The sequence below is a fragment of the Cryobacterium sp. Hz9 genome, from assembly GCF_004402825.1.
GTDB lineage: Bacteria > Actinomycetota > Actinomycetes > Actinomycetales > Microbacteriaceae > Cryobacterium > Cryobacterium gelidum.
Genome location: NZ_SOFC01000023.1, coordinates 516,161 through 534,560, shown reverse-complemented (window position 1 = coordinate 534,560; position 18,400 = coordinate 516,161). Strand labels below are relative to the sequence as shown.

Sequence of the window (18,400 nt, the reverse complement as noted above, 5' to 3'; positions counted from 1 at the left end):
TGAACCTCACATGACGACGATGACGGTGGCCTGCCAGCGCTGATCCAAACCCTCCAGCTGCAACGAGACGACGTGCGCCCGTCGTTTGTCGTAGACCAGGATGACGGCGTTAAATCCACCGGTATCGGTCGGCCAGGTCGTCACGTGGTCGATCCAGAGTCTCGGACGTTCGGCGGCCACGCCCGTGATGGCTCGCGCCCGGGCCGCGATGGATGCGCGAAAACGCAGGTGGGCATAGACGTCGTCGGTGACCCAGCGCGCGAGCTGCTCCAGGTCTCGTGCCCCGGCGATGACCTCGACGGCCCGGATGGCGAGGGCCCGCAGCACCGGCTCCGCCTCGGGCCGGTGCGAGATGCGCGTCGGTTGCGAACTTATCTGCTGCGCGTCGTGGCGACCCTGGTGGGCGGGGGATTGGCCGGTACCGGATGGCGTCATCGTTCCTCCATAGCTCGAACGTGCATCTTCTGTGGCGCAAAACCTAAGCAGCTTCGTCTCTAAGCTGTCGAGCGCTTATAGAGCCTGTGCACAATGCGAGCGGGAATGCTCTGCGTCGGCTACTTTCGACGTGTGCGCTGGGACGATCTGTTTGATGACCTTGAAGGGCAACTCGAACGCGAGCTGCATTCGGAGGCCGCTGACCTGCGCCTGCACGAGGAGCGCCAGCGCCTGGAAAAGCTCTCCCTGCGCACGCGCTTGAGTAACGTGGCGCGCTCGGCCGCGCTCGGTGACCCGCTGCGACTGCGCGTTGTGCTGGTGTCCGGAGAGACCCTCGCGTTACGCCCGACGACGCTCGGCCGCGACTGGCTCGCGGCCGATTTGCTCGATACGCAGAACGGTCGGGTGCAGTGCGTGATTCCGCTGTCGGCCATCGCCGGCGTGTTGCTCACCGAGGAGCAGAGTCTGATTTCCCTCGCCGTCGAGTCCGACGCCACCGGGAAGCTGATCGAACGCGTCGGCTTTCCCTTTGTACTGCGCGACCTATGCCGACGACGGCGCACCGTGGATCTCGACACCCGTGGCGGTGTCCTGGTCGGCACCATCGACCGGGTAGCGCGTGACCACCTGGATCTGGCGGTGCATCCCCTTGGAACGCTGCGCCGCGCATCGGAAGTTCTGCACTACCGTCTCGTACCGCTCTGGCAGATCCATGCCATTCGGCTCAGATAACTGTGGATAACTTTTCCGCGATGAGCCGCAGTCGGCCACGATAGAGGCCACCGATTCAGACAAGCGAGGTAAGGCATGAAAAAAGCCGGTCCCACCCGCACAACACGCCGCCGATTCTGGGTTGACCCCCGCTTCGTCATCGGCTTTGTGCTTGTCGTCGCGTCGATCGCGGGAGTCGGGGCGATTGTCGTCGGGAGCGATCAAACCACGGCGGTCTACACTGCGCGGCACACGCTCACCGTCGGCGACCAACTGCGCTCAACCGACCTCATCGAGACCCGCGTGCAACTCGGCGTTACCGCTGAGCTGTACCTCGTGCCAGCGTCCAACCTGAAGCGTGGCCTGCTGGTCACCCAGACGATTCTGGCCGGCGAACTCGTCGCTCGGTCGGCGGTCGCGGCGTCCTCGGGAAGTGATGCGACGAGTGTCGTCGTCGACGTTCCCGGTCGACTGGCTGCGTCCATCGTGGCCGGGTCCGTCGTCGACATTTGGTCGGCGCGGGCGACCGAGCCGAGCGAATACGCGCCGCCGACGGTCCTGGTGGGGCAGGCATCCGTCGTACGAATCGTCGAACCGACCGGCATCATCGCCGCCGACAACGGTCAATCCGTCGAGATGCTCGTGCCGAAGACCAACGTGGGTGCGGTTCTCGAAGCGATCATGAACGGTGATGCCCTCGCGATCGTGCCCGTGAACACTCCGGTGGGGCCGTAATGGCCAAACTCGCCCTCGTGCTGGACCGGGCGACCGAGCAACGCATGCTGGCGGACATCATCGATTGTGGGCACAGTCTGGTCACGCGCGTCGATACCGCGCGGGAATTTCTCGAGACGCTGTCGCACGGGCAGCCCCACGTCGTCGTGGTCAGTGGCCGGAGGGAATCCCTGACCGGTCAGCTGATCGCAGCGTGCGACGAACGCGGCATCCGGGTGGTCGCCCTCACCGCGACGGAACAGGAACGCCGGCACGCCGGCACGCTCGGCCTCTACGAAACAGTCGCTATCCCCTGCGACTGGTCGGAGATCGAAGACCTGCTCGTGTCGGGCGTCGTCTTTCCCTTGCGCGTAGGGGAGCGGCACTTCACTGGCGGCGCGCTCAACACCGGTTCGGTGATCGCGGTATGGGGGCCGTCCGGCGCTCCGGGGCGCACCACGCTGGCCATCAACATCGCGGCGGAAATCGCCGCCGTCGGCCACACCGTGGTGTTGGCCGACGTCGACACCTACAGCGCGTCGATCGCCCCGAGTCTCGGCATGCTCGATGAGGCTCCCGGGTTCGCCGCGGCGTGCCGGCTGGCCGGCAGCGACAGTTTGAACCAGTCGGAGCTCGAGCGCATCGCACAACGCTACAACTCGCCCAAGGGTGCCTTCTGGGTGCTCACCGGCCTTGGCCGGCCGTCGCGCTGGCCGGAATTATCGACCGAGCGCGTCTCCCGCACCATCGATGCGTTGCGGCACTGGGTGGATTACGTGGTGATTGACACCGGGTTCAGTCTGGAGAGCGACGAAGAACTGACCAGTGACATATTGGCGCCGCGCCGTAATGCTGCCACCATCACGGCCTTGCGGGCGGCCGACCATGTCGTCGCCTGCGGGCTCGCCGACCCGGTCGGCATGGCCCGGTTTTTGCGCGCGTGGAGCGACCTCGCCGACGTTACCGCGGGTAGTGCGGTCAGCGTCGTCATGAATCAGGTGCGGGCGAGCGCTGTCGGTTTGAATCCACGCGGGCAGGTAGCGGCCATGCTGTTACGCTTCGGCGGCATCGAGTCGCCTATTCTGGTGCCGTGCGACCAGGGCGCACTCGATGCGGCGGTGTTGACCGGTCGCACGCTGCGGGACGCGAGCCCGAAGTCTCCGGCTCGTCTGAGCATTCGTCGTTTTGTGCTCGACGACCTTATCGTCGCTCCAGCCGAAGAATCCAAGCGGATGCCGCGGCGCGGCCGCAAGGCAGCTCCGGCGGCATAAGGCCGGAGTTACACCTAGGCTATGGAGAGTGTCGACGCTCAGTGATCTCGTACTTGCCCAGGGCCGCAGCAGTGCGGAAGACGTGGACTGGCTGCACATGCTTGTCGCGGATGGTCAGCTGCTCGCCGACCTCGCCTTCGCCGACATTGTGGTGTGGGTTCCGACGAACTCTGGTAGCTTCGTCGCCGTCGCGCACTCGCGCCCGTCCAGTGCCGCCACCCTGTTCTACCGCGACTTCGTCGGCCAGCACATCAAGGTGGAGTGGCGCAACCAGGTCACCGAAGCCTTCGAGACCGCCAAGATCGTCGACACCACCGCGCCCGACTGGTACGAGGAGACTCCCACCCGGGTGCGCGCGATCCCGGTGCTGCGGAGACTGAGTACAACCGGTTCCGCGGTGACGGATGCCCCGGTGGCGGTGCTCACCCGCCACACCAACCTGAGTGAGACGCGCACACCCAGCCGCCAGGAACTGACCTTCGGCGACTGCGCCAATGACCTGTTCGCCATGATCGCGTCTGGCGACTTTCCCGACCTCGGAGCCCCGACCGGGCCGCGTCGCGGCGCACCGCGCGCGTCGGACGGGCTGTTGAGACTCGACGTCGACGGTCTGACCACCTTCGCCAGCCCGAACGCGCTCTCCGCGTTCAATCGCATGGGCTTCGCCGAGGAGCTCGAGGGGGAGTCCCTCGCCGAGGTCACCACGGGCCTGCTCACCGGCGCTGCCGTCGTCGACGAGTCGCTGCCGCTCGTGGTCACCGGGCGGGCGCCGTGGCGTACCGACATCGAGGCGCGCGGCGTGACGGTGTCGTTGCGGGCGATTCCCATTCGCAATCGCGGCGAACGGGTTGGTGCGATCATCCTGTCGCGGGATGTCACCGAACTGCGCCACCAGGAACGTGAGCTGATCACCAAGGATGCCACCATCCGGGAAATTCACCACCGGGTGAAAAACAACCTACAGACCGTCGCGTCGCTGCTGCGCATCCAGGCGCGGCGGACCCAGTCCGATCGAGCGCGGGAGGCACTGACCCAGGCGATGCGTCGGGTCGCGGCCATCGCCGTCGTGCACGACACCCTGTCGGAGGGGCTCAGTCAGATCGTCGACTTCGACGCCGTGTTCGAACGCGTGCTCCTGCTCACGGTGGAGGTCGCATCCTCGCACAACACGATTGTGCACCCCAAATCACGCGGAAGTTTTGGAACCCTGCCGAGCGCCTACGCCACGCCGCTCGCGCTCGTGCTGACCGAGCTCGTCACCAACGCGGTGGAACACGGCCTCGCCGGACGAGAGGGTGAGGTATCGATCGATGCCCAGCGCAGCGACGAGACCCTCACCGTCGTGGTGCGCGACACCGGGGCTGGACTGCCGGAGGGCAAGGTCGGGTCGGGCCTCGGAACGCAGATTGTGCGCACGCTCATTCAGGGTGAGCTCGGTGGCACGATCGACTGGCACACCATGATGGGCAGCGGCACCGAGGTGACGATCGAGATTCCCCTGCGCTTCGTGGAGGAAGGCTGACCTCGCCGCTCGTACGTTTTGAGCCCGCACGGTAGGTAGCTGCCGGGGCCAGTGCGTCACATCCGGACCGGGAGCGGATGGTGCGCTGTGCGCCCGCGCACTGCGGCTGGCGGGCATAAAAAAACGAGCCCACGGCCTCCGGGATTACCGGATGGCCATAGGCTCACGTTTTATGTTGTGCGGCTCGCTAGGAGGCGCGTCGGGCGCGTGCGGCGCGACGTTTGAGCGCGCGGCGCTCGTCTTCGCTCAGACCGCCCCAGACTCCCGAGTCCTGACCGGTCTCGAGTGCGTATTGCAGGCACACCTCGGTGACGTTGCATCGGGCGCACACCGACTTTGCCTTTTCGATCTGGTCCACGGCGGGTCCAGTATTGCCGACCGGAAAGAAAAGTTCCGGGTCGGCGGTGAGGCAGGCAGCTTTATCGCGCCAGTCCATAGGGATGCTCCTTTTGTTACATGGGTGCACGGCCGATTGGCCAGAGTTGCAGGGGTGACGGCCGGTTGCAGGAAAGTGGAATCTGCGCGATAACCGCGTTGAAACAGCTCACGTCCCTGTGAGCGTCAACCGGGCCTCAAATATCGTCCCATAATAGAGGTATCAAATCAATAGTTTTGTATGGCTTTTCGCTGTGAACAGCGGCTCTGGAGCGGGGCGCCCAGCCTGGATTGATCTCCGGGCGCTTCGCCGCGCCCCCCTGTTGGGGGCGTTGATTGCTTTCCTCGGCCTGGAAGCGCTCGCCCTGTGGGCCTTCAGTGCCTGGTGGGTGCTCGAACTGCTCATCGCCACCCCGAACTCGGTCGGTGCATCGCTGGCCCTGTTAGCCCTCCTCCTGGTCGCTGCCGTCTGGGTCAGCGCGATCACTGTCGGTGCGTTGCGCAGGCGTCCGTGGATCCGCGGCGCCGCGGTCACCTGGCAGCTCGTGCAGGTCATGATCGCTATCGGCAGTTTTCAGGGCATTGACGCCCGGCCTGATGTCGGCTGGGCGCTGCTGCTACCGTCGATCATCGTGCTCGTGCTGGTCTTCAACCCACGCGTGATCGCCGCGACCAGCCACGAACCCGAACCCGACGGCGACTGACCGGTCCCGTGCGGGCGCGGGTCACCGCAGCGGGGACAGGCGGAGCTCAGGAATCGAGGCCGAGCTTCTTGCGCAGGCCCGCGACGTGACCGGTGGCCTTGACGTTGTACAGGGCGTGGGTGATGATTCCCGCTTCGTCGAGGACAAACGTCGACCGGAGCACGCCGGTCACGATCTTTCCATACAGGTTCTTCTCGCCGTAGGCACCGTAGGCGCGGTGCACGTCAAGGTCGGTGTCGCTGAGCAGCGGAAAGTTGACAGCGTCGTTCTCCTGGAACTTCTTGAGCTTGGCCGGAGCATCTTTCGACAAGCCAAGCACCTGGTAACCGGCCGATTTGAGCGAGCCGAGGTTGTCCCGGAAGTCACAGGCCTGGGTCGTGCAACCAGGGCTCATCGCGGCCGGGTAGAAATACACGACGACCTTGCTGCCGGCAAAATCGGCCAACGAAACGGATGCCCCATCCTGGTCGGTCAGGGTGAACTGGGGGGCCGTGTCGCCGACTGCAAGGCGCGCTGAATCTGTCATGCTTCCATCGTATCCGCGCCGCGCGATCAGGGTTCCTTCTCAGCGGGCGGGCGCGAAGGTCGCGAGCAGGCGTTGCAGGGAGTCCAGACGGACCCGGCCGGTGTCGCCGAGTTCACCGGCCTCGACCGCCTCGACGATCGCGCAGTCCGGCGAACCGGGCAGGTGCGTGCAGCCGCGCGGGCAACGTTCCGCGATCGTGGCGAGATCGGTGAAAGCCTTTAGAATGTTGTCGGTGTTGATGTGACCCAGGCCGAAGGATCGCACGCCGGGAGTGTCGATGACCCAACCGCGGCCGGCCTCCGTTTCGAGGCGCAGCGACACCGTCGACGACGAGGTGTGGCGCCCGCGGCCGGTGACCGTGTTGACGACACCGATGGCCCGGTTCGTGCCCGGCACCAGCGCGTTCACGAGGGTGGACTTGCCGACGCCGGAATGTCCGACAAAGACCGTATCGTGACCGATGAGCGCCGCCGAGATAGCCTCGATCGGCATGCCGGCCTCGCCGCTTTGAAACACGGGCAGGTCGAGGCCGGCAAAGTTGGCCAGAAACGCTGCCGGGTCGGCGAGGTCGGTCTTGGTGATGCACAGTATGGGCTTCACGCCGGCGTCATAGGCCGCCACCAGGTAGCGATCTACCAGACGGATGCGCGGCTCCGGGTTGGCCGCAGCGACCACGATCAGCATCTGGTCGGCATTGGCGACGATGACGCGCTCGACGGCGTCGGTGTCGTCGGCGCTGCGTCGCAGCAGGGTGTCGCGCGGAACAAGGCGTACGATGCGCGCCAGGCTGCCCTCGGCGCCGGTTGTATCGCCGACGATGTCGACGCGGTCGCCGTTGACGACGGCTTTCTTGCGCAGTTCGCTCGCTCGGGCGGTCGTGATGCGGCGTTCGGTGGGCAGGTTCTCGTCGAGCATGACCGTATACCGTCCGCGGTCAACCGAGAGGATGCGTCCGGTCAGCGCATTCTCATGGCCCGGCCTGGTCTTCGTGCGGGGTTTACTGCCCTTGCGTCCGGCACGCACACGCACGCTCGACTCGTCGAACTCCGGTTCGTCGTCGTCGGGGGAGGCCCACCAGATATCGCCGGGATCGCCGACCAGGTCGTCAGTATGGTCAGGACCGGTGGAATGGTCAGGACCGACGGGATCGTCAGGACCGACGGGATCGTCAGGACCATTCGCGGCCGGCGCGACGGGCATCTACAGCGCCGTTCCGGTGATCAGAGTGTGCCACAGCTCGGGAAACTGGGGGAGGGTCTTGGCGGTCGTGCCGATGTTTTCGACCTCGACACCGGCCACTCGCAGGCCGATGAGCGCACCGGCCGTTGCCATGCGGTGGTCGGCGTAGCTGAGCCACTGGCCGCCGTGCAAGGGGGCCGGCTCGACGTGCAGGCCATCGGGCAGCTCGGTGACCTGGCCACCGAGTCGGTTGATCTCGGTGGCCAGTGCGGCGAGACGGTCGGTCTCGTGATTGCGAATGTGCCCGATGCCGGTGATGGTGCTCGGCGTCTCGGCGAGGGCGGCCAGGGCCACGAGGGTGCAGGCGAGTTCGCCGCCGGTGGAGAGATCAAGGTCGACGCCGAGAATGTGCTCGCCGCCCGTGACGGTGAGCCGGTCGCCAGCCCGGGTGACCGTAGCGCCGAACAGCGGGAGCAGCTGCTCCAGGTCGGCGCCGACCTGTGTGGTCGTCTTCGGCCAGCCGGTGATCGTGACACTGCCGCCGGATACGAGCGCGGCGCAGAGGAACGGCGCGGCGTTCGAGAGATCGGGTTCGATGTCGACGGTGCGACCGGCGATCTCACCCGGCTCGACAATCCATTCGCCGACCTTCGGCGTCGCCACGACGACTCCGCGCGAGCGCAGCACCTCGATGGTCATCTCGATGTGCGGCAGGCTCGGCAGCCGCTCGCCGGAGTGGGTGAGGTGCAACCCCTGCTCGAAGCGTGCTCCGGCCAGGAGCAGCCCCGAGACAAATTGGCTGGACGTGCCGGCGTCGATCGTCACGGCGCCGCCAGCGACCGCTCCGCGGCCATGTACGGTGAAGGGCAGCGCGCGCTTGCCATCGTCGTTGATATCGCCGCCGAGGTCCCGCAGCGCACCGATGATGGGTCCCATGGGGCGGCGGCGCGCACCGGCATCACCGTCGAAGGTCGTCGGGCCGAGGGCGAGGGCGGCCAACGCTGGCAGAAAGCGCATGACGGTGCCAGCCAGGCCGCAGTCGATTGTGGTGGAGCCGAGCAATTCGACTGGCGGAGTCACGCGCAGGTCGGTGCCGAACGCGCCGGCGCCGGCAACGGCCTCGATCGTGGCGCCGAGCTGGCGCAGTGCGTCGACCATGAGATCGCTGTCGCGCGAGTGCAGTGGCGCCCGCAACAGAGATGGCTCGCTGGCAAGAGCGGATGCCACCAGCTCCCGGTTGGTCAGCGATTTCGAGCCCGGCAGGGCCAGCACAGCCTGCAACGGAACGTCCGTGGTCGGCGCGGGCCACCAGACATCCTCTTCGGTCGGTGAATTGTCGCCGTACGGATCAAACTCCGGCTTGGAATATCTCGAGATCAACATCGGTTATCAGAATAGTCGGTCATAACAATCTGAGGGAGATCTAGAACGGTGTCAATGCTGCTGGAACGTCCCTTCGCTGTGGGTAAGAGCCTAGAATTGCCCGTGATGACTTCAGACACGCCCGTGAACTCGGAAGACCTTTCGAGCAGCGACATAGAACTCACACCACTCGCACCGACAAAAGCTGAACTGCGCGAGCAGACCCGCGGATTGTTCGAGGAGCAGGCGTTGCCGTTCCTCGACCAGCTGTATGCGGCAGCAATGCGCATGACGCGCAACCCGTCGGACGCGCAAGATCTCGTGCAGGAAACCTTTGTGAAGGCCTTTGCCGCGTTCGCGCAGTACGAGCAGGGCACCAATCTCAAGGCGTGGTTGTACCGAATTCTCACCAACACCTTCATCAATGCGTATCGCAAGAAGCAGCGTGAGCCCTATCAGGGCACCATTGATGAACTGGAAGACTGGCAGCTTGGCGGCGCCGAGTCGACCACCGCCATGTCGGGACGTTCGGCCGAGGCCGAGGCAATCGACCACCTGCCCGACAGTGCCGTCAAAGACGCACTGCAGTCCATTCCCGAAGACTTCCGACTCGCCGTGTACTTCGCCGACGTCGAAGGGTTCTCCTACCAGGAGATCGCCGAAATTATGAAAACCCCCATTGGCACAGTGATGAGCCGCCTGCACCGTGGCCGGCGGCTCCTGCGCGAGCTGTTGGCCGGCTACGCGGCTGAGCGCGGGCTGGGCACGGGCGAAGGCCAGAAAACATCCAGGAGCACACAAAAATGACCGACTGTGGTTGCGAGAAGGCCAAGGCCGAACTCGAAGAATACCTGCACAACGAACTGCGCAAGAACGATGCGGCCGACATCCAGGAGCACCTCGCCCATTGTTCTGACTGCAGCAGCGAACATCTCGTCGGGCGCACCCTGACCGAGGTAATGCAGCGTGCCTGCAAGGAGACCGCGCCCGAAGACCTGCGCGACCAGGTCTTGCTCAGGCTGCGCGCTCTGCAGGCGTCGCACTAAGCGCCGCCCCTGCGCCTGCAAGGCCCGAGATGGGTCGTCCCGAAATCTTTCTTTCCGCGACGGGTCCTGCGCGGTCGGACCGGCGATAGCGGCGTCGCCGCGGAAGAACATCGGGTAGCGACCAGATCCTGACCCGGTATCGACGGCTCGCCAGCCGAGCTCCTCGGTGTAGAACGCGATCGACCGATCGACCGATCGACGGACCGGCCGCGTCGGTTGTCATCGGGTTGATCCAACACTGCTCTGCGAGTCGGTTTTCCGTGCGAACGGGCCCCTGTTCGGATGGCCCGGGCCGAGAACCCTCGGCGGACTCGGGAAACGCACGTCCCGGCCGGGCGCATTCACACCGGGCGCATTCACACCGGGCGCATTCACACCGGGCGCATTCACACCGGGCGGGCAGCGCCGCTGCGCCAGCGTCGAGTCCGCCGGGGATACAGCAAGGGAGGGTGACGGTGTCGCCCTCCCTAGCATCACGTTGCCGCTACCGGGCTAGAGCGTCAGAGCCTCGCGTTGCAGCTTGGCCTGCTCGATCGCGTGGCGCTTGGCCGAACCCGCGGCCGGCGAGGCCGAAGCCGGACGGGAGAACAGACGCATGGCGCGCGGGCCGAGCTTGCTGGTCTCCAGGTAGAAGAAGGGCCAGGCACCCTGGTTCTCCGGTTCGTCCTGCACCCAGGCCAGTTCGGCATTCGGGTACTGGGCGGCCACGTTCTTCAAAGCGACGGCGGGCAGCGGGTAGAACTGCTCGACACGCACGAGGGCGATCTCGGGGTTCGGGTTCTTCTCGAGTTCGTTCAGCAGGTCGTAGTAGATCTTGCCAGCCATGAACAAGACGCGCTTGACGGCGTTCTTGTCGACGATACGGGCATCGTCGATGACCGTCTCGAACTTGCCGCTGGTGAGTTCGGCCACGGAACTCGTCGCGCCGCGCAAGCGCAGCATCGACTTGGGCGTGAACACGATCAACGGGCGGCGCGGGCGCATGTACGCCTGGCGGCGCAGAAGGTGGAAGTACGACGCGGGCGTCGACGGGCGCGCCACGGTCATGTTCTCCTCGGCACACAGCTGCAGGAACCGCTCGATGCGGGCCGACGAGTGGTCGGGGCCCTGGCCCTCGTAGCCGTGCGGCAGCAACAGCACCACGGATGACCGCTGGCCCCACTTCTGCTCGGCGGACGAGACGAACTGGTCGATGATGGTCTGCGCCCCATTGGCGAAGTCGCCGAACTGCGCCTCCCAAAGCACGAGGGCGTCGGCGCGTTCCACCGAGTAACCGTACTCGAAGCCCATGGCGGCGTATTCGCTCAGCAGCGAGTCGTAGATCCAGAATCGAGCCTGGTTGTCCTTCAGGTTGGCCAGTGGCAGCCATTCCTGGCCGTTCACCCGGTCGTGCAGCACCGCGTGACGCTGAACGAATGTGCCGCGGCGGGCATCCTGTCCGGCGAAACGCACCGGGGTACCCTCGACCAGCAGCGATCCGAGTGCGAGCAGTTCGCCGAAGCTCCAGTCGATGTTGCCGTTGCGGCTCATGTCGAGGCGCTTCTGCAGCAGCTGCTGTAGCTTGCTGTGCACGGTGAACCCGGCTGGCTTGTTGTTGAACGCGTCGCCGATGAGCTGAATGACACTCTCGGGAACGCCGGTCGTCTCGGGCTCGCCAGCGGCGTCCTCCCTGGCCTGCGCTTCCGCGTCGGCCCTGGCCTCGGCGGCCATTTCCGGGGTGATGATCGGAATCGACGCGGTCTGCGCGGCGTGGGTTTCGAGGAAAGCGCGCTCGAGGCGGTCCTGGAAGTCGCGGTGGGCGGCTTCGTATTCTTCCTCGGTGATGTCGCCACGGCCGACGAGCGCCTCGGTGTACAGCTTGCGCACACTGCGCTTGGCCTCGACCAGGTTATACATCAGCGGCTGGGTCATCGAGGGGTCGTCGCCCTCGTTGTGGCCACGACGGCGGTAGCAGATGAGGTCGACGACGACATCTTTCTTGAACTCCTGGCGGTAGGCGAACGCGAGTTCTCCCGCGCGCACGACGGCCTCGGGGTCATCCCCGTTGACGTGAAAGATCGGCGCCTGGATGGTCTTGGCGACGTCGGTCGCGTAGACGCTGGTGCGGGCATCCTGCGGCAGGGTCGTGAAGCCGAGCTGGTTGTTGACGACGATGTGCACGGTACCGCCGGTGCGGTAGCCGCGCAGCTGGGACATCTGCAGGGTTTCGAGCACGACGCCCTGGCCGGCCATCGCGGCGTCGCCGTGGATGAGGATCGGCAGGGTGGAGAAGGTGCCGATCGGCTTGCGATCCTGCTTGGCCCGCACGATGCCCTCGAGCACGCCGTCGCCGGCCTCGAGGTGGGATGGGTTCGCGGCCAGCGATACCGGAATCTCGGCACCGTCTTCACCGCGGAACATGCCCGTCGTGCCGAGGTGGTACTTCACGTCGCCGGAACCGTGCACGGTGCGCGGGTCCTGCGTTCCCTCGAACTCGCGGAAGATCTCACCGTAGGTCTTGCCGGCGATATTGGTGAGCACGTTCAGGCGGCCGCGGTGGGCCATGCCGATCGCGACCTCGTCGAGGCCCTGCTCGGCTGCGCCCTGCAGAATGGTGTCGAGCAGCGGAATGGTGCACTCGCCGCCTTCGAGGCTGAAGCGCTTCTGCCCCACGTACTTGGTCTGCAGGAACGTCTCGAAGGCTTCGGCCTCGTTGAGCTTGGCCAGAATGCGCATCTGCTCGTGGTGGGTGGGCTTGACGTACGACTTCTCGATCTTCTCCTGCACCCACTTGCGCTGCGCCGGGTCCTGAATATGCATGTACTCGATGCCGGTGGTGCGGCAGTACGAGTCGCGCAGCACTCCCAGGATGTCGCGCAGCAGCATCTGGCGCTTCGCTCCGAAACCGCCGGTCACGAAGGACCGGTCGAGGTCCCAGAAGGTGAGCCCGTGCGTGGCGATATCGAGGTCGGGGTGGCTGCGCTGTGAGTACTCGAGCGGGTCGATGTCGGCCATCAGGTGGCCGCGCACGCGGAACGAGTTGATCAGTTCCTGTACGCGAGCGGTCTTGTCAACGGCGCTCGCGAGGTCGACGCTGATATCCGGTGCCCAGTGGATCGGGTCGTACGGGATGCGCAGCGCTGAGAAGATCTCTTCGTAGAAGTTGTGCTGGCCGATCAAAAGCTCGTGCACGATCTTAAGGAACTCGCCCGAACCGGCTCCCTGGATGACGCGGTGGTCGTAGGTGCTCGTGAGGGTGATGGTCTTCGAGATGGCCAGGCCGGTGAGGGTCTTGACGCTCGATCCCTGGAACTCGGCGGGGTAGTCGAGGGCGCCGGCACCGATGATGCAGCCCTGGCCCTTCATGAGGCGCGGCACCGAATGCACGGTGCCGATACCGCCCGGGTTGGTCAAAGACAGGGTTGCGCCGGCGAAGTCGTCCGCGGTGAGCTTGTTCTGCCGTGCCCGGGTGACGAGGTCTTCGTAGGCGGCGAGGTACTCGCCGAACGTCATCGTGTCAGCGCGCTTGATTGCCGGGACCAGCAGGGCGCGGGTGCCGTCGGGCTTGGGCATGTCGATGGCCAGTCCCATGCCGACGTGGGCGGGGGCGACGACCGAGGGCTTGCCCTCGACCTCGTCGTAGTAGACATTCTGGCTGGGGAACATCTTGAGTGCACGAATCAGCGCCCACCCGATCAAGTGCGTGAAGGAGACCTTGCCGCCACGAGCTCGCTTCATGTGATTGTTCATGACGATGCGGTTGTCGATGAGCAGCTTGGCCGGAATCGTGCGCACGCTCGTGGCGGTTGGTACGGTCAGGCTCGTCACCATGTTGGTCGCGAGTGACTTTGCCATTCCGCGCAGCGGCGCGACTTTGTCTTGCCTGACCGGCGCGGACGTGTCGACGACGACAGCCTGCGGGCTCGTGACGGGGGCATCGGCTGGAACAGGGGTCGGCTTCGGCGCACTCGAGGTGGTGCGGGCCGTCGGCTGGTTCTCGGTGACGGGAACCGGAGCGGCGCCGCCGGGAGCGGCCTGCGCCAGCGGTGCTGCCGGCGCTGCTGCTGCGAGCGCTGCTGCAGGGGGAGCGGATGGTGCCGGGGGAGCGGATGGTGCCGATACGGCCGCCGGGGCGACCGTCGGGGTGTGCGCGGTCTGGTGGTAGCTCTCGAGCACCGGCCACCACGATTCATCAACCAACGTCTTGTCGATCAAATAGCGTTCATACAATTCGTCAACGAGCCACTCGTTTGCTCCGAATTCGCCCGACGTTGTTTCGTCAGAAGCTCCACCGGTTACCTGGCCTGACACCGTGGGATCGCCCACTCTCTGCTTTGAATTTGGATGCCCTCGGCGAGGTCGGTCGCCGGGTCAATCTGAGCTTTCATGAGCCTGTCGCTGACGATGTCGACCGCCAGGTCAGTCTGCATAACCAGCCTAATCCCATCAGACGCGACCATGGACACCCTTCTGAACGGCTAGCGTTCTTGGTATGCAGTTCTATGGAACCACGCCCAGCCACGATTTGACCTACTCCGACGTGTTCCTGGTGCCCGGACAGTCGGCCGTCACCAGCCGCCTGGATGTCTCGCTGGCTCCGAACGACGGGACCGGCGCCACAATACCGATCGTGTCGGCGAATATGAACTCGGTCACCGGGCCGCGCCTGGCGGCCTCGCTGGCCCGACGCGGCGGACTCGGGGTGCTGCCGCAGGACATGCACTTGCAAGACCTCGATGCGGCCATCCGCTGGGTGAAAGACCAGTCGGTTCGTTTCGATACGCCGTTCGTGTTTGCCCCCGACGCCACCGTCGAGACGGCACTGCGGCAAGTTCCGGCCGTTCCCGGGCAGGGAATTGTCATCCATTCCGCTGATGGTGGCTACCTCGGCTGCATCGTCGCCAGTCGTCTGGCGACCGCCCTGCCCGATGCTCGCCTCGGTGATCTGCTGCACGGTGAACTGACCGCGCTCGACGCCGATGACGTCGAGGGGCCGCGCCGTGCGTTCGACCTGATGATCGACGCCGACATCGACTTCGCCCCGGTGCTGCACCACGGCGTCGTCGTCGGAACGCTCAGTCGCAAGAGCGCTTTGCGCTCCACCCTCTACCAGCCCACGCTCGACGCGCACGGACGGCTCAAGGTCGCGGCGGCGATCGGCATCAATGGCGACGTCGCCGCGAAGGCTCGCGCGCTTGCCGCGGCCGGTGTCGACATTCTCGTGATCGATACCGCGCACGGCCATCAGGAGGGCATGCTGCGCGCGCTCGGCATTATCGCCGGCCTGAACCTCGGACTGCCGATCGTGGCAGGCAACGTGGTGACCAAGGACGCCGTGCGCGACCTGGTCGGTGCCGGCGCGACGATCGTCAAGGTCGGAGTCGGTCCGGGCGCCATGTGCACCACCCGCATGATGACCGCAGTGGGTCGGCCGCAATTCTCGGCCGTGCTCGAAACGGCGACCGCCGCACGTGAACTCGGCGCGCACGTCTGGGCAGACGGCGGGGTGCGCTACCCGCGGGACGTGGCCCTCGCGCTCGCCGCTGGTGCGGCATCCGTCATGATCGGTTCCTGGTTCGCCGGAACCACCGAAGCTCCCGGCACGCTGAATGTGGATGCCCGCGGCGGGGTCTACAAGGAAAGCTGGGGAATGGCGTCGACCAAAGCCGTTCAGGCGCGTTTCGAGCGCCTCGATGCGTACGACCTCGCCCGCAAGACCCTCTTCGCCGAGGGAATCTCGAGTTCGAAGATCTACCTCGACCCGCTGCGGCCGTCGATCGAGGACCTGCTCGACATGATCACCTCGGGCGTGCGCTCCTCGTTCACCTACGCCGGAGCCACCACCGTCGCCGACTTTCACGCAAAGGCTCTCGTCGGCATACAGTCGGCCGCTGGCTATGAAGAGGGCAAGGCACTGCCGGTCTCCTGGTAGTCGGGCGGTTCGAGGGCCGGGCGCGCAGACGGGGCGCCCGGTATACTCGGTGAGATAATGGATGACCCTCCCACCGCTGAACCCTCTCCCCATAAACCCTCGCCCGTAGTCGCCGGCGGTGAACTCCTTGTCTGAGCTAATCATGCTTGGGCTTGGCCTCATCCTGACCGTCGGCACGGGCCTTTTCGTCGCCAGTGAGTTCGCCCTGGTGAATCTCGACCGCGCCGACCTCGAAGCGCGGCAGGAGCGCGGGGCGACCCGCCTCGGCCTCACCATTGCGGCGCTGAAAATCACCTCGACGCACTTGTCGAGCGCGCAGCTAGGTATCACCTTGACCACCCTGCTCACCGGGTACACGATCGAACCGGCACTGTCGTCGCTGCTGTATGGCCCGCTCACGGCGGCCGGACTGCCCGTCGACCTGGTCCCGGTGTTCGGCACCACGATCGCCATCGTCGCGGCGACCCTCGTGTCGATGGTCATCGGTGAGCTGGTTCCGAAGAATTTCGCGCTCGCCCTGCCCATTCAGACTGCACGCCTGGTGATTCCGTTCCAGACCGTGTTCACGACCGTGTTCAAACCGGCCGTGCTGATGCTCAATAACAGCGCCAACGGTCTACTGCGCCTGGTCGGCATCGAACCGAAGGAAGAACTGTCGGGCGCCCGCACAGCCGAGGAACTCTCGTCGCTCGTGCGCCGTTCGGCCAGCGCCGGACTGCTCGAAAAAGACACCGCCACGTTGCTGCACCGCACGCTGTTGTTCTCCGGACACACGGCCTCGGATGTGATGACGCCGCGTCCACGCGTCGCGAGCATCCACCGCACCGATTCGGCGCAGGCCGTCATTGACCTCACCCGCTCCACCGGCTACTCGCGTTTTCCTGTCGTCGACGAAAGCGTCGACGACGTCGTGGGCATCGTGCACGTCAAGCAGGCGGTAGCCGTACCCCGCGCACGCCGAGCGGATGTGCCGGTGTCAGCCCTGCAGACCGACCCGGTCCGTGTGCCCGAGACCATGAAGCTCGACGACCTGCTCGGTGAACTGCGCGGCCGCGGCTATCAGATGGCGATCGTCGTCGACGAGTACGGCGGCACGGGCGGCGTCGTCACGCTGGAAGACCTGGTCGAGGAACTGGTCGGCGAGGTCGCCGACGAGCACGACCGGGCGCGGGCCGGCGTCGTGCGCTCACCCGACTCGCTGACCTTTCCCGGTATGCTCCGCCCCGACGAACTACTCGAACGCACGAGCGTTGTCGTGCCGGAGCAGGGCCCGTACGAGACCGTGGCCGGTTTTGTCATGAGCGAGCTGGGCCGGCTGCCGGTGATCGGCGATCGAGTGCCGGTTCGAGGCGGTTCCCTCACCGTGGAACGCCTCGAGGGGCGCCGCATCGACCGTCTGCGCTTCACCCCCGCGGCCGTGCCGCAACCCGCACTGGCAGTTGAAACGAAAACCGATCGAAAAAAGGTGAGCGACAAATGAGCGACTGGGCCGGAATCGCCTGGTTGGTCGTGCTCCTGGCCGCCAACGCTTTTTTCGTCGGAGCGGAGTTCGCCGTCATCTCGGCCCGCCGCTCGCAGATCGAACCGCTCGCCGAGGCCGGAAAACGCAGCGCCAAGACCGCGCTGTGGGCGATGGAACATGCCACGCTCATGCTCGCGACCTCCCAGCTGGGCATCACGGTGTGCTCGCTGCTCATTCTGAACGTCTCCGAGCCGGCGATCCACCACCTGCTGGAGGTGCCGCTGGCCCTGACCGGTCTGACCGACGCCACCATCGCCACCATCGCCTTCATCGTCGCGCTGCTGCTGGTCTCCTACCTCCACGTCGTATTCGGCGAGATGGTTCCGAAGAACCTGTCGTTCTCGGTGCCGGACCGGGCCGTGCTGCTGCTCGCGCCGCCGCTCGTGTTTGTCGCCCGGGTTTTCAAACCGCTGATCGTGACCCTCAACGCCTGCGCTAACGGTGTGTTGCGTTTGTTCGGAGTGCAGCCCAAAAGCGAGGCGACGAGCGCGTATACCCTCGACGAGGTCGCCACCATCGTCACTCAGTCCACCCGGGAGGGTGTGCTGAGCGACGGTACCGGCGCCCTCACCGCGGCGTTCGAGTTCACCAACCTCAAGGTGCGTGACGTGGCCGTCGGCCTCGGCAAACTGGTCAGCCTGCCGGAGTCGGCCACGGCGGCCGACGTGGAGCGGGCCGTGACACGCCATGGCTTCTCGCGCTATGTGCTCGCCGACGCTGAGGGTTACCTCACCGGCTATGTGCACCTGAAGGACGTGCTCGACCTCGATGCTGGGTCTGCTTCGGCTTCGGCCTCTGCTGCGACGCTGGCCGCACCCGACAGCTACGCGGGGCAGATCCCGGCCAAGCGCATCCGGGCCCTGATCTCTATTTTCGAAGACACCGACCTCGAAGACGCCCTCGCCACCATGCGTCGTTCGGGCGCGCACCTCGCGCGCTCGTTCACGGCCGAGGGCGAGACCACCGGGGTGCTCTTTCTCGAGGACATCATCGAGGAACTCGTCGGCGAAGTGCAAGACGCCACCCGCCGCGAGTAGCCGGTGCAACCGCGCGCAGCTCGCGCGTGATCTGGCGCGTGCCCGGCGTTTCCAGCGGGACGTGCTCGGGATGGGACCCGGGGAG

Annotated in this window: 16 protein-coding genes; 10 read left to right on the top strand and 6 right to left on the bottom strand. The window is 65.8% G+C overall.

Translation table 11 applies throughout. The features are described 5' to 3' along the window. Positions 1–6: 6 nt before the first annotated feature. A complete protein-coding gene (locus E3N85_RS14935) occupies positions 7–435 on the bottom strand; it encodes an Rv3235 family protein (protein ID WP_134464460.1) in 429 nt (142 codons plus the stop codon). 93 nt (positions 436–528) lie between these two features. Between E3N85_RS14935 and E3N85_RS14930 the strand changes: the two genes are divergently transcribed. The 4 genes from E3N85_RS14930 (at position 529) to E3N85_RS14915 (ending at position 4,653) form a co-directional block, all read left to right on the top strand. Next, the gene (locus tag E3N85_RS14930) at positions 529–1,167 is read left to right on the top strand and encodes a hypothetical protein (protein WP_134464458.1); all 639 of its coding nucleotides are present in this window, start codon (positions 529–531) and stop codon (positions 1,165–1,167) included. A 75-nt stretch (positions 1,168–1,242) separates the two neighbouring features. Next, the gene (locus E3N85_RS14925) at positions 1,243–1,881 is read left to right on the top strand and encodes a hypothetical protein (RefSeq protein ID WP_134464456.1); all 639 of its coding nucleotides are present in this window, start codon (positions 1,243–1,245) and stop codon (positions 1,879–1,881) included. Further along, the gene (locus E3N85_RS14920) at positions 1,881–3,131 is read left to right on the top strand and encodes a regulator (protein WP_134464454.1); all 1,251 of its coding nucleotides are present in this window, start codon (positions 1,881–1,883) and stop codon (positions 3,129–3,131) included. The genes E3N85_RS14925 and E3N85_RS14920 overlap by 1 nt, the downstream gene beginning before the upstream one ends. 28 nt (positions 3,132–3,159) lie before the next feature. After that, positions 3,160–4,653, top strand: coding sequence for a sensor histidine kinase (locus E3N85_RS14915; RefSeq protein ID WP_134464452.1), 1,494 nt, complete (start codon positions 3,160–3,162; stop codon positions 4,651–4,653). Positions 4,654–4,840: 187 nt separating this feature from the next. Here the strand turns inward: E3N85_RS14915 and E3N85_RS14910 are convergent, their stop codons facing one another. Beyond that, complete coding sequence (locus tag E3N85_RS14910; protein WP_035837005.1) at positions 4,841–5,089, bottom strand: WhiB family transcriptional regulator; 249 nt, start codon at positions 5,087–5,089, stop codon at positions 4,841–4,843. Between the two features lie 193 nt (positions 5,090–5,282). On the opposite strand from E3N85_RS14910, the gene E3N85_RS14905 reads away from it, so the two are divergent. Continuing rightward, complete coding sequence (locus E3N85_RS14905; protein WP_134464450.1) at positions 5,283–5,732, top strand: hypothetical protein; 450 nt, start codon at positions 5,283–5,285, stop codon at positions 5,730–5,732. A gap of 46 nt (positions 5,733–5,778) precedes the next feature. Here E3N85_RS14905 and bcp read toward each other — a convergent pair whose 3' ends face one another. The 3 genes from bcp to aroA are packed head-to-tail and all read right to left on the bottom strand — an operon-like array spanning position 5,779 to position 8,820. After that, positions 5,779–6,258: a thioredoxin-dependent thiol peroxidase gene (bcp, locus tag E3N85_RS14900; RefSeq protein WP_134464448.1), complete on the bottom strand. Its 480-nt coding sequence runs from the start codon at positions 6,256–6,258 to the stop codon at positions 5,779–5,781. 39 nt (positions 6,259–6,297) lie between these two features. Then, the gene (gene rsgA, locus E3N85_RS14895; protein ID WP_134464446.1) at positions 6,298–7,458 is read right to left on the bottom strand and encodes a ribosome small subunit-dependent GTPase A; all 1,161 of its coding nucleotides are present in this window, start codon (positions 7,456–7,458) and stop codon (positions 6,298–6,300) included. After that, a complete protein-coding gene (gene aroA / locus E3N85_RS14890; RefSeq protein WP_134464444.1) occupies positions 7,459–8,820 on the bottom strand; it encodes a 3-phosphoshikimate 1-carboxyvinyltransferase in 1,362 nt (453 codons plus the stop codon). Between the two features lie 54 nt (positions 8,821–8,874). On the opposite strand from aroA, the gene E3N85_RS14885 reads away from it, so the two are divergent. Together E3N85_RS14885 and E3N85_RS14880 are read left to right on the top strand one after the other, a co-directional pair. Then, the gene (locus E3N85_RS14885) at positions 8,875–9,606 is read left to right on the top strand and encodes a sigma-70 family RNA polymerase sigma factor (RefSeq protein ID WP_241978533.1); all 732 of its coding nucleotides are present in this window, start codon (positions 8,875–8,877) and stop codon (positions 9,604–9,606) included. Then, a complete protein-coding gene (locus tag E3N85_RS14880; RefSeq protein ID WP_134464442.1) occupies positions 9,603–9,845 on the top strand; it encodes a zf-HC2 domain-containing protein in 243 nt (80 codons plus the stop codon). The genes E3N85_RS14885 and E3N85_RS14880 overlap by 4 nt, the downstream gene beginning before the upstream one ends. A 492-nt stretch (positions 9,846–10,337) precedes the next feature. Here the strand turns inward: E3N85_RS14880 and E3N85_RS14875 are convergent, their stop codons facing one another. Next, positions 10,338–14,135: a multifunctional oxoglutarate decarboxylase/oxoglutarate dehydrogenase thiamine pyrophosphate-binding subunit/dihydrolipoyllysine-residue succinyltransferase subunit gene (locus tag E3N85_RS14875; protein ID WP_134464440.1), complete on the bottom strand. Its 3,798-nt coding sequence runs from the start codon at positions 14,133–14,135 to the stop codon at positions 10,338–10,340. A 181-nt stretch (positions 14,136–14,316) separates the two neighbouring features. On the opposite strand from E3N85_RS14875, the gene E3N85_RS14870 reads away from it, so the two are divergent. From E3N85_RS14870 to E3N85_RS14860, 3 genes are all read left to right on the top strand, one after another. Next, the gene (locus E3N85_RS14870) at positions 14,317–15,756 is read left to right on the top strand and encodes a GuaB1 family IMP dehydrogenase-related protein (RefSeq protein ID WP_134464438.1); all 1,440 of its coding nucleotides are present in this window, start codon (positions 14,317–14,319) and stop codon (positions 15,754–15,756) included. A 142-nt stretch (positions 15,757–15,898) separates the two neighbouring features. Next, positions 15,899–17,236 carry a hemolysin family protein gene (locus E3N85_RS14865; RefSeq protein ID WP_134464604.1) on the top strand — a complete coding sequence of 446 codons (1,338 nt, stop codon included), beginning with the start codon at positions 15,899–15,901 and terminating at the stop codon, positions 17,234–17,236. After that, on the top strand, positions 17,233–18,315 hold the full coding sequence (locus tag E3N85_RS14860) for a hemolysin family protein (protein ID WP_134464436.1): 1,083 nt from the start codon (positions 17,233–17,235) through the stop codon (positions 18,313–18,315). Before E3N85_RS14865 ends, E3N85_RS14860 begins: the two co-directional genes overlap by 4 nt. Positions 18,316–18,400: the final 85 nt, after the last annotated feature.